12 protein-coding genes are annotated in these 11406 nt (G+C 38.0%); 10 read left to right on the top strand and 2 right to left on the bottom strand.

Translation table 11 applies throughout. The features are described from left to right. Nucleotides 1-232: 232 nt before the first annotated feature. The 7 genes from gvpA to FFR48_RS19905 all read left to right on the top strand — a co-directional run bounded on the left by gvpA (nucleotide 233) and on the right by FFR48_RS19905 (nucleotide 5163). The gene (gene gvpA, locus FFR48_RS19935) at nucleotides 233-448 is read left to right on the top strand and encodes a gas vesicle structural protein GvpA (protein ID WP_057178839.1); all 216 of its coding nucleotides are present in this window, start codon (nucleotides 233-235) and stop codon (nucleotides 446-448) included. Between the two features lie 207 nt (nucleotides 449-655). Continuing rightward, nucleotides 656-1330: a gas vesicle protein GvpC gene (gene gvpC, locus FFR48_RS19930; RefSeq protein WP_137668583.1), complete on the top strand. Its 675-nt coding sequence runs from the start codon at nucleotides 656-658 to the stop codon at nucleotides 1328-1330. 313 nt (nucleotides 1331-1643) lie between these two features. After that, on the top strand, nucleotides 1644-2846 hold the full coding sequence (gvpN, locus tag FFR48_RS19925) for a gas vesicle protein GvpN (RefSeq protein WP_096567134.1): 1203 nt from the start codon (nucleotides 1644-1646) through the stop codon (nucleotides 2844-2846). Next, on the top strand, nucleotides 2843-3403 hold the full coding sequence (locus FFR48_RS19920) for a gas vesicle protein (protein ID WP_137668582.1): 561 nt from the start codon (nucleotides 2843-2845) through the stop codon (nucleotides 3401-3403). Before gvpN ends, FFR48_RS19920 begins: the two co-directional genes overlap by 4 nt. Nucleotides 3404-3513: 110 nt before the next feature. Continuing rightward, the gene (locus FFR48_RS19915) at nucleotides 3514-4020 is read left to right on the top strand and encodes a gas vesicle protein K (RefSeq protein ID WP_137668581.1); all 507 of its coding nucleotides are present in this window, start codon (nucleotides 3514-3516) and stop codon (nucleotides 4018-4020) included. 43 nt (nucleotides 4021-4063) lie between these two features. Continuing rightward, on the top strand, nucleotides 4064-4804 hold the full coding sequence (gvpF, locus tag FFR48_RS19910; protein ID WP_096567128.1) for a gas vesicle protein GvpF: 741 nt from the start codon (nucleotides 4064-4066) through the stop codon (nucleotides 4802-4804). Between the two features lie 89 nt (nucleotides 4805-4893). Continuing rightward, the gene (locus FFR48_RS19905) at nucleotides 4894-5163 is read left to right on the top strand and encodes a gas vesicle protein GvpG (RefSeq protein WP_096567126.1); all 270 of its coding nucleotides are present in this window, start codon (nucleotides 4894-4896) and stop codon (nucleotides 5161-5163) included. Nucleotides 5164-5362: 199 nt separating this feature from the next. On the opposite strand, the gene FFR48_RS19900 is transcribed toward FFR48_RS19905, so the two are convergent. Further along, the gene (locus FFR48_RS19900) at nucleotides 5363-5680 is read right to left on the bottom strand and encodes a gas vesicle protein (RefSeq protein ID WP_137668580.1); all 318 of its coding nucleotides are present in this window, start codon (nucleotides 5678-5680) and stop codon (nucleotides 5363-5365) included. A gap of 167 nt (nucleotides 5681-5847) precedes the next feature. Here FFR48_RS19900 and FFR48_RS19895 point away from each other — a divergent pair, with 167 nt between their 5' ends. The 3 genes from FFR48_RS19895 to FFR48_RS19885 are packed head-to-tail and all read left to right on the top strand — an operon-like array spanning nucleotide 5848 to nucleotide 10374. Further along, nucleotides 5848-6528: a GvpL/GvpF family gas vesicle protein gene (locus FFR48_RS19895; RefSeq protein ID WP_096567122.1), complete on the top strand. Its 681-nt coding sequence runs from the start codon at nucleotides 5848-5850 to the stop codon at nucleotides 6526-6528. A 36-nt stretch (nucleotides 6529-6564) separates the two neighbouring features. Next, nucleotides 6565-8463, top strand: coding sequence for an ArsA family ATPase (locus FFR48_RS19890; protein ID WP_190348518.1), 1899 nt, complete (start codon nucleotides 6565-6567; stop codon nucleotides 8461-8463). Between the two features lie 54 nt (nucleotides 8464-8517). After that, nucleotides 8518-10374, top strand: coding sequence for an AAA family ATPase (locus FFR48_RS19885; RefSeq protein ID WP_137668579.1), 1857 nt, complete (start codon nucleotides 8518-8520; stop codon nucleotides 10372-10374). Nucleotides 10375-10449: 75 nt separating this feature from the next. On the opposite strand, the gene FFR48_RS19880 is transcribed toward FFR48_RS19885, so the two are convergent. Next, on the bottom strand, nucleotides 10450-11088 hold the full coding sequence (locus FFR48_RS19880; protein ID WP_137668578.1) for a histidine phosphatase family protein: 639 nt from the start codon (nucleotides 11086-11088) through the stop codon (nucleotides 10450-10452). Nucleotides 11089-11406: the final 318 nt, after the last annotated feature.

The following is an 11406-nucleotide window of genomic DNA, read 5'->3' as shown; positions in this document are numbered from 1 at the left end:
GTTGGTATTGAATTACTAGCAGTAGAAGCTAGAATCGTAATCGCATCTGTAGAAACCTACCTGAAATATGCAGAAGCTGTAGGTTTGACTCAGTCTGCTGCGGTACCTGCTTAATTTTGAAGTAGATATGCAATGAGTAGAATAATTATCCAATTAAAGGTAATTATTCTGCTAAACTTGGTTTGGCAATGCCAAAAAAATAAACAACAATAAAAAATTAAGGTGCAAAACAATGGCAGTTGAAAAAACTAATTCTTCCTCCAGCTTGGCAGAAGTTATTGATAGAATCCTAGACAAAGGTATCGTTGTAGATGCTTGGGTTCGTGTTTCCTTGGTTGGTATTGAATTACTAGCAGTAGAAGCTAGAATCGTAATCGCATCTGTAGAAACCTACCTGAAATATGCAGAAGCTGTAGGTTTGACTCAGTCTGCTGCGGTACCTGCTTAATTTTGAAGTAGATGTCCGAGATTAAGAATTTAATTAGGATTAAATTCTAGTACCATCACTGCTTTTTTAATGACTTTGATATGCGGAAATATAGTTTTCATGAAAGCATATCTATTAAAAAAGCAGAAACACCTGCAACTACATTCACTGAGTAAAAAACTCCGGTGAATGTAGTTGATACCAGCTTCTAATTTCTAGGAGAACTTCATGGCGGCTTTAATGGAAAGAATCCGGCAGGAGAATAACTCAATATTTGAGGAAGTAAATTTATTCCTGTCTGAGACAAAAAGCAAGCGGTTTACTCAAGCAAAAAAACAAGCAGAAGAACTGCGTCAATTCCAGCAGCAACTCAAGCAAACAACTGATGAGTTTTTGACAAATGCTGCTAAAGAACGCATTGCTCAAACTAACCAGCAAGCAAAAGAGTTGGACGAGTTCTATCAGCAACTCAAGCAAACAACCGATGAATTTTTGGCAAATGCTGCCCAAAAACGCATTGCTCAAACTAACCAGCAAGCAAAAGAGTTGGACGAGTTCTATCAGCAACTCAAGCAAGCAACCGATAAGTTTTTAGCAAATGCTGCTAAAGAGCGTATCGCTAAAGCTGAGGCACAAGCGAAAGAGTTGAGTGAGTTCCATCAGCAACTTGAGCAAACAACCGATGAATTTTTAGCAAATACGGCTAAAGAACGTATTGCTAAAGCTGAGGCACAAGCGAAAGAGTTGAGTGAGTTCCATCAGCAACTTGAGCAAACAACCGATGAATTTTTAGCAAATACGGCTAAAGAACGTATTGCTAAAGCTAATGAACAAAAGCAGAATCTGCGTCAATTCCGTCAGGATTTATTTGCGAGTGTTATTGGCAATTACCGTCGCAATTAATACTCACAATCCTGCTGACTGTTAGATAATTGGGCTATATAGTAATTCCCCCTAATCCAATAGTTGTAAAACTGTGAAGATCAGGGGGTGAATAATAAAAATCAACAATGAGTTTTGGCGTTCAACAATGATAGTCTCAGTTTATACCTGTTTCAAGCTAGAAACAACAGCTATTTGAAAAATAACTTGACTACAGTTATATAACTAAGCTCTCTGCTGGAAACTATATAGATTAAGTATAGCACATTCCAATTAGAAAAGATAGCAATCTTTTTCCCTTTTTTCCAAGTTATTTTCCAACTATCGTGAATTTATGACTATCATGAATATGAATCAGAAAAGAGCAGTTCTTCGTGTTCGCCCAGGGCAGTTTGTGGTGACACCTGCTATTGAAAAAGTAGCATCTCGGGCTTTACTTTATCTCAAGTCAGGGTTTCCCATTCACTTACGGGGTCCAGCTGGAACAGGTAAAACTACCTTAGCTCTGCATTTGGCTCATTGTTTAGACAGGCCAGTCATGTTATTGTTTGGAGATGACGAATTTAAGAGTTCAGATCTGATTGGTAGTGAATCGGGATACACTCACAAAAAGTTACTCGATAATTATATTCACAGTGTTGTAAAAATTGAAGACGAATTCAGACAGAATTGGGTAGATTCTCGACTAACTTTAGCTTGTCGGGAAGGATTTACGTTGGTATATGATGAATTTAATCGTTCACGTCCTGAAGTTAATAACGTATTGCTTTCAGCCTTAGAAGAAAAAATTCTCAGTCTTCCCCCTAGCAGTAATCAACCAGAATATTTAAATGTTAATCCCCAGTTTCGGGTAATTTTTACCTCTAATCCAGAAGAGTATTGCGGCGTTCACTCTACACAAGATGCTTTAATGGATAGATTGGTAACTATTAATATGCCAGAACCAGACGAGTTAACTCAAACTGAGATATTAATTCAAAAAACAAATCTAGATAGAGAATCTGCTTATTTTATCGTGCATTTAGTTAAATCATTTCGTCAGGCTACAGGGGCTGAAAAAACTTCTGGCTTGCGGTCTTGTTTAATGATTGGTAAAGTTTGTGCAGATAACGGTATTGTAGCAACACCAGAAAATGCGGACTTTCGGGATATTGCTATGGATATTTTATTCAACCGCACAAATTTATCTATCAGCGAGTGTACATCTATTTTGGCGGATTTGCTGAATCAAGCTTCTACAAGCGTAGCCCAGGCTTTAGAGATGATGAATGTTGATGAGGAGTTTCATAACGGTTATTCTCTAAAGGAAGTTTCCCAGCCTCAGACTGATTTAGAAACTTTAGAAAATATAGTTCCTTTTGAGAAGGAAGTTTATTATTACCTAACTGAGCATAAAAGTGAAGGAATAAATGGACTGCAAAAAGCTTTGAATCTAGACAAGAATGTAATATTCAATGCTCTTCATTCTTTAAAGCAAAAGTCTTTGGTTAACAAAGTTAATGGTCTTTATACTATTCAAGAGTTGAATCACTCGTGACTTCTACCCCAATATTGCCAACACGTCAAACAAACCCAAGTCGAACTATTACCACATCTACCCAAGGTTCGACTTTGGCGGACATTCTCGAAAGAGTTTTAGATAAAGGTATTGTCATTGCAGGTGATATATCTGTATCTATTGCTTCTACCGAACTTCTACATATTCGTATTCGCTTGTTAATTTCCTCCGTTGATAAAGCTAAAGAGATGGGTATCAATTGGTGGGAAAATGACCCTTATCTCAGCACTAAGGCGCAAAGTCTGGTTGAAGAAAACCAACTACTCCAACAGCGCCTAGAAAGCTTAGAAGCGCAAATGAACGTAATGAAATCAGCAATAGAAGAAGGGCAACTAACCTTAGCTAATACGGAAGCTAGTTTTGAGGAAGAGAACCAAGAAGTGATCCCATTATCCATAGATAGCAACATACAAGAAGAAGAGGAATCTGTCATAGAAGAGGAGCAATTTACTTTAGCTAATACGGAAAATATTTCTGGGGAAATAGACCAAGAAAGTATACCATTGTTATCCATAGATCCCCCCGTTGATGTCTAATTGCAATTTAGGAGTTATCCAAATTTAGATTAATCAAAACTGGAACTCCTGAAATTTTAATCATTGTGAAAAAAACTTAGTGGAAAAAACTTAAAGTTTTAGATGACATCATGGAAATGGTTGACACTCCAATTAATAATTCTCAAGATTTACTAACTACTGGTTCTAAATCCAAGAATGAAGCGGGTTTAGCTCCTTTATTGTTGACGTTACTAGAATTGGTGCGTCAACTGATGGAAGCTCAAGTAATTCGGCGGATGGAACGAGAATGCTTGAGCGAATTAGAGTTGGAGCGAGCAGCAGAAAGTTTACAAAAGTTGGAAGAGCAAATTTTACATTTGTGTGAAATATTTGAAATTAATCCAGAGGAGTTAAATGTAAATTTAGGAGATTTTGGTACTCTTTTGCCTCATCCAGGCTCTTATTATCCAGGGGAACCTAGCAACAATCCTTCTATATTGGAATTACTGGATCGCCTGTTAAATACGGGAATTGTTGTAGAGGGTGAAGTAGATATAGGTATAGCTCAGTTGGATCTGATTCATGCTAAATTGCAGTTAGTTCTGACCTCTAAACCAATTGGGTCAATTAAATCAGAAGCGACATATCCTTCGTAAAATAAAGTTTAAGTTTAAATACATTTTAATTAATTTGCAGATTATGAATTTTGGTCTTTATTTGTACGGTATTTTCCCTGAATCAATTTCTAATTCTCTGGAACTTAAAGGATTGGATGGACAAACTGTTCAGAGTCAAGTAGTTGATGGATTTACTTTTTTATATTCAGAAGCTTGTCAAGAAAAATATTTAGCTTCTCGCCGAAATTTATTGGCTCATGAAAGAGTGTTAGAAGAAGCAATGAAGGCGGGATTTCATACGCTTCTACCTTTGCGCTTTGGATTAGTTGTTAAAGATTGGGAAGAAATTAATAGACAACTGATCCAACTATATAAGCAGCAGTTAGAAGAATTATTTAGCAAGTTAGCAGGACAAAGAGAAGTAAGTATTAAGATTCTTTGGAATACTAAGTCTGAAGTCCAAGCAATGATGGAATCTAATCCAGATTTAAAACAGCAGCGGGACAAGATGGAGGGTAAAAACTTAAGCATGGAAGAGATTATTGGTATTGGGCAGTTAATTGAAAGTAATTTGCAGGCTCGTAAGGAAGCTGTAATTCAAGCTTTCTTGGAGGAATTAAATCCTTTAGCAACAGAGGTGATTGAAAGTGAACCGATGAATGAAGAAATGATATACAATGCCGCATTTCTCATTCCTTGGGAAAGCGAATCTGTATTTAGCGAGCGCGTGGAAACTATTGATCAGAAATTTGGCGATCGCCTACGTATTCGTTACAATAATTTTACTGCGCCCTATACATTCGCGCAGCTTGTTTCTGAGTAGTATACCTAATTTCTTGCAGCCCCAAGCTGTGATGTTAAAAAGTTGGTTTTTGCTGAAGATAACTTAAAAACTCAATAGGATTTATCAATATGTTAATGAAAATTTTACTAGCTCCCATAACCGGACCAATTGGTGGAGTTGTCTGGATTGCAGAGAAAATCCAAGAGCGTACAAATACAGAGTTTGATGCTCAAGAAAATTTACATAAACGATTATTAAGTTTACAGCTTGCCTTCGATCTCGGTGAACTTGGTGAAGAAGAATTTGAGGCTCAAGAAGAGGAAATTCTTTTAAAAATTCAAGCATTGGAAGAGGAAGCCAACAGAGATGCTGAAGCTGAAGAATTACAGCTTGTCTAAATTATCAGTACAATCCTGGCGGTGTCTAGATTGCATAGATTATTGTTTACCTGCTATAATCTCTGAAATCTTGAAACCATTTACTGGTAATGACAACGTCTGCACACAAAGTAGTGCTTCCTAGCAAAAACTTATCTGGTAATTATCTTGAGGATAAGAGTAGAAAACCCGCTCATGCGGGTTAAAGTTTAAACAAAAATTAATATTCAATCTCAAAAGTGTGGTAATTATGCGGTTCACTAGTTTCCTTTTTCTGAGATATATTTTGAACAGTTGTTGAGTGAGGTTGACGTAATCTATGAATGGTTTTTTCCGTTTCTTCGATCTGATGATTTAGAACGTCTAACCTTTGTTGGAGTACAAACATTCTTTCTTTAATTCCATATAACTCTCGTTGGATACGTTGCTTTTCAGTCACCATTTTATAAAGCTCTAATTGACTTGAAGCATCTGATTTATTTCTAGGCATCGTACTAACTTTAGCCCTAATCAAACCGCGGTTGCGAATATTTTTCATGAAAAGTACCTAAATATTTTCAACATTATAACTAGTTTTATTCAATTGTAAACGCCTAAATACTCAAATAATAGATTTTTTTTATAAATTCAGAAAATATCAAGTTGTAGTTTTAATGATTATAAAAAATTTGTCAGTCATTGGTTGTATGTCTCTATGGAAAAAAGATGGAATTAGAAAACTTCTACACTTATGCTTTTTTAGAAACTCCTAGCTTTCCCCTAACCTTGCCCCAAGGAATTGCTAGTCAAGTAGTTTTGATTAATGGTACTCAACTTTCTGCTATTGTCGAGCCTGGAATATCTTTAGAATCGTGCCAAAAAAATGATGCTGAAATTATCCAGATGGCTTTATGTCATGATCGAGTTATTTGTGAAATTTTTGAGCAAATTACAATTTTACCATTGAGATTTGGCACTTGTTTTAAGTCTCAAACAAAACTACTTAACTATCTAGAATTGCATAGCCAAGAATATCGCAAACAGCTAGAAAAAATCAAAGGTAAAGTCGAATTTTGTTTAAAACTAATTCCTCATTCCTTACCTGAAACAGAAACATTTACGGAAAAGGGGAGGAATTACTTTTTAGCTAAAAAGCAACAATATCAAAATAGACAAAACTTTACTATTGCTCAAGATACAGAAAAACAAAACTTAATTGATGTCATCAGAAATGTACATCAATTGCCAATAGTTATTCAAGACAAGCAAGAAGAAGTAAGAATTTACATTTTGGTTGGCTCTCAAGATAAAATTTTAATTTTAGAACAATTTTTAAGTTGGCAAAAAGCTTGCCCACGCTGGGATTTATCATTGGGAGATGTTCTTCCACCTTACCATTTTATTTAATGCTTATTAACTATTATTTGATTGATTTTGAAAATTATGAACCAGTACGATTCACTTAATTTACTTCTGTTTAGCGGCAAAGGCGGAGTCGGTAAAACCACCATGTCTTGCTGTTTTGCGCGTTATTGGGCGACAAAGTTCCCGGAAGAAAAAATCTTATTATTGTCCACAGATCCGGCACATTCTTTAGGAGATGTATTACTTGCAAAAGTGACAGATGATGCTGCACCAATAGCAGATTTACCCAATTTGAGTATTCAGGCTTTAGATGCTCAAAAACTGCTATTAGAATTTAGGGCAAAATATAGTCAATTTTTAGAACTATTAGTGGAAAGAGGAAGTTTAGCTGATGGAGAAGATTTAGCCCCAGTTTGGGATTTAAACTGGCCTGGCTTAAACGAACTGATGGGATTACTAGAAATACAAAGGTTACTATCAGACAAAAGCGTTGATCGCATAGTAGTTGATATGGCACCTTCTGGACATACCTTGAATTTATTGCGCTTAAAGGATTTTCTAGATGTAATTTTAAATTCATTAGAATTATTCCAAAAGAAGCATCAAGTGATCACAGAAACTTTCACAGGTAGTTATACCCGTGATGAAGTTGACAACTTTTTAGCTGATCTCAAATTTCAATTATCAGAAGGTAGAAGACTACTACAAGATAATCACTTTACAGGTTGTTTAGTAATTGCCATTGCTGAACCGATGTGTTTGGCAGAAACAGAGAGATTTTTAGAACAGTTAAAAACCTTAGATGTTCCCTACTCAGGAATATTAATCAATCGCATTTTGACAGATGCCAATATAGATCCAGATCGTTATGCAGAGCAGGAAAAATACCTACAAAAGTTCTTAAATATTTCCCAAAATCAACCAGTTTTTATTGTCCCACAACAGCCATCAGCCCCATTAGGTAATTTAGAATTAGATCATCTAGCCGCACAAATTCAAAAAATTGAGCAAGTTGAACTGGTATCTGCTCCAGTCATTACATGGCCAGTGAGAATACCACCCAGCTTTAGTGATTTTTTAGCAGCAGGATGTCAACTAATTATTGTCGGCGGCAAAGGCGGAGTCGGCAAAACTACAGTATCAGCAGCAATGGGTTGGGCTTTTGCCAATCATTATCCTGAGCAAAAAATTCGTGTTATTTCCATAGATCCTGCTCATTCTTTGGGAGATGCCTTTGGAGAAAAATTAGGGCATCAGGCCAAATTATTAGCTCCTAATTTAAGCGGACAAGAAATTGATGCTGACAGAATATTAGATCAGTTTCGTACTGATTATCTTTGGGAATTGGCGGATATGATTAGTGGTGAAGGAACAGCAACAGACACAAATGTCAATATGGCTTATCTGCCAGAGGCTTGGAGACAGATCATGTCTCAAGCTTTACCAGGAATTGATGAAATGCTATCCCTAATTACCATTATAAATTTATTAGAAAGTAACCAGCAAGATTTGATTATTTTAGATACTGCTCCTACAGGTCATCTGCTACAATTCTTAGCAATGCCCTCAGCTTTAGGAGATTGGTTATCTTGGATATTTAAGCTATGGATGAAATATCAAGACGTTTTGGGTCGAGTTGATTTCATTGGACGGCTACGTAATCTGCGCCAACAAGTTATCCAAGCTCAAAAGAAATTGAAAGACCCCAAACACACCCAATTTATAGGTGTAATTCAGGCAGAGGAAGCAATTATAGCTGAACATATCCGCTTAACAGAATCTCTGAAAAAAATGGGAATTCAACAACGCTATGTGGTGCAAAATCGCTACACTCAAAATTCAGAAATCAATCAGGGCTTATTTTCAGAACAAACGATTATTCGCTTGCCTCAATTACCCAGGTCGGTAGAACCAATAGACCGAATTAAAGGCGCGGCTGATCTTTTATTTGCATTTGAGGAACTAACCTCCAATTAAAGAACAATTTAGCCGCAACAATATTTTTGTAAGTTCATTTTAGAAAGGGATGTCATGAGTGATTTATTCAAAGGATTTGAGCAGTTCATAGAATTGGTCAAGACGTTAGAAGAAAAAATTGACAGTGGAGAAGTGAAAACTGATGTGCAGTTTAACACAAGATCCGTCAGTAGTATTCCCAGAACAGGCAATATTCCCCGTGGGAGTAGTAGCAATATAGGGACTAGTCGGATCCGCACTCCTTCCTCTCCTTCTACTTCCCCTTCTCCTTCCTCTCCAGCCGCTAATGCAGGTTCATCAGAGCCGATCATACCACCTGATTCTAATTCGGGTATGACCCTCAAAGATATCGGCGGACTGAGTGAAGTTCTCAAAGAACTCAAAGAACTAATTGCTGTTCCCTTAAAACGCCCTGATTTGCTGGTTAAATTGGGACTAGAACCCACACATGGCGTACTGTTGGTAGGACCTCCGGGTACTGGTAAAACTCTGACAGCCAGGGCCTTGGCTGAGGAATTAGGAGTTAACTATATTGCCCTAGTCGGACCAGAAGTAATCAGCAAATATTACGGAGAAGCAGAACAAAGACTGCGAGGCATCTTTGAAAAAGCAGCCAAAAATGCTCCCTGTATTATTTTTATTGATGAAATTGATAGCCTCGCCCCAGATCGCAGTGCAGTGGAAGGGGAAGTAGAAAAACGTTTAGTTGCTCAGTTATTAAGCTTGATGGATGGTTTTACCCAAACTCAAGGGGTGATTGTTTTAGCAGCTACTAACCGCCCTGACCATCTTGATCCAGCCCTACGTCGTCCAGGAAGATTTGACCGGGAAATTCAGTTTCGCATTCCAGACAACAACGGACGCAAAGAAATATTACAAGTTCTGACTCGTAATATGCCTGTGGATGATACGGTCAATTTGGAATTTATCAGCGATCGCACTGTGGGATTTGTAGGTGCTGACTTAAAAGCCGTATGTCAAAAAGCAGCTTACATCGCTTTACGCCGTCAAGTTCCTTCGATTGATGTGCAAGCTCCTGACACTATGACGGTGAATCAATCGGATTTTATACAAGCACTCAAAGAAATCAAACCAGCAGTGCTTCGTAGCATGGAAGTTGAAGTCCCCCATGTGGAATGGGAAGATATTGGTGGTTTGGAGACAATTAAGCGAACCCTACAGGAATCCGTCGAAGGAGCTTTACTGTATCCAGAACTTTACCGCCAAACCAAGGCCGTAGCACCCAGGGGCATCTTGCTTTGGGGTCCTCCGGGAACTGGTAAAACTTTATTAGCTAAGGCCGTAGCTTCCCAAGCCAGAGCTAATTTTATTGGTGTCAATGGTCCAGAGTTACTTACTCGTTGGGTGGGAGCTAGTGAACAAGCTGTGCGAGAATTATTTGCTAAAGCCAGGCAAGCTGATCCCTGTGTCATATTTATTGATGAAATTGATACCTTAGCCCCAGCACGGGGAACTTACACTGGTGATTCGGGAGTTAGTAACCGCGTAGTCGGGCAATTACTCACTGAATTGGATGGTTTAGAGACGGGGACTAATATTTTAGTGATTGGGGCTACTAATCGTCCTGATGCCCTTGACCCTGCTTTATTACGGGCAGGAAGATTAGACTTGCAATTCAAGGTTGATTTACCTGATTTAGCCAGCCGTCTAGAAATTTTGCGAGTCTACACTGAGGGCAGACCTTTGTTAGATGTGGATTTGGCATATTGGGCTGAGTCCACCGAAGGCTGGAACGGAGCAGATTTAGTTTTGCTGTGTAATCAGGCTGCTGTGAAAGCAATTCGCCGTTTTCGAGACCAAGGGGAAACAGACCCGGCTGCTATTAGGATTACTCTTGATGATTTCAAGTATTCTTATCAAATTCTAATGGAGCAGCGAACCGTTAGCTAGAGGCAAATCGGGGCAACCACGGGGGATTGCCCCTACTTTTTTTGTTAACCTCCGGGAGTCAGAAGTAAGGTGTGTTTATGTTCCTGGACGTGAGCGAATATGATCAGGTATATGGTAGCGATCGCCTAATATCTCCAACAATGGACCATTAACATCAAATTTCACCTTACTGACTGAGGCTACTAAAATATTGACTCGATAGCGATAACATCCCAAATCAATTCCTAGTAAGCTACAAAGTATAATCCGAATTGTGGCTTTATGGGAAACTACTAAAACATTACCTTCTGGGTGTTTCTCTATAATTTCAGTAATCACAGGTATTGCCCGGTTAGCAATTTCTACGGCTGTTTCTCCTCCTAGAGGTGCATTCCAAGCAGGTTCTGACAACCATTTGATATAGTTTTCTGTGTAGTTCTCTTGTACAAAGGATTTACTTTTGGTTTCCCACACACCATAACTACCTTCTCTGAGTCCTTCTCTCACCTGCATATTTATTCCCACAGCATCACAAAATGGCTTGGCAGTGGCAATGGTGCGTTTCATGGGACTAACATAAACTCCTTTCCATTGCAATTGTTTATAAACATCGGCAAAACTTTCTGCCATCTGTATTCCTGCGGTTGTCAATTCTGCATCGGTTTCACCACAGAAATTGCCATTTTGACTAAATGTTGTTTCCCCATGTCGCAGTAAATATAAATTGAGTGCCATAGGTTTGATTGCGATTGGTAATCAGGTTTATAGTGAGCGAAGTCGAACTGAATTTGTGCAAAAATAAATTACCATCAATCTTGCAATTGAATATGTGACACCAGCACAAAGTGATTAGTTAAAATGTTTTATCGAGCAAAATGTTTTATCTAGCCTTTCTACCTTAGTCAAAAAGTCATTAATTTAACCAGTATTTAGGGTTTGCTGAAAAAGTCCCTTCGTTGAGGCAGGGAATAGGGAATAGGGAATAGGGAATAGTTTTAGCTATCTGTTATCCCCAGATTTTCTAATTTATCAGACCCAAAATGCACAGTTTTT

The organism is Sphaerospermopsis reniformis, assembly GCF_005402885.1.
Lineage (GTDB): Bacteria > Cyanobacteriota > Cyanobacteriia > Cyanobacteriales > Nostocaceae > Sphaerospermopsis > Sphaerospermopsis kisseleviana.
The sequence above is the reverse complement of the archived record's forward strand: the minus strand, read 5'-3'. Positions and strand labels throughout refer to the sequence as shown.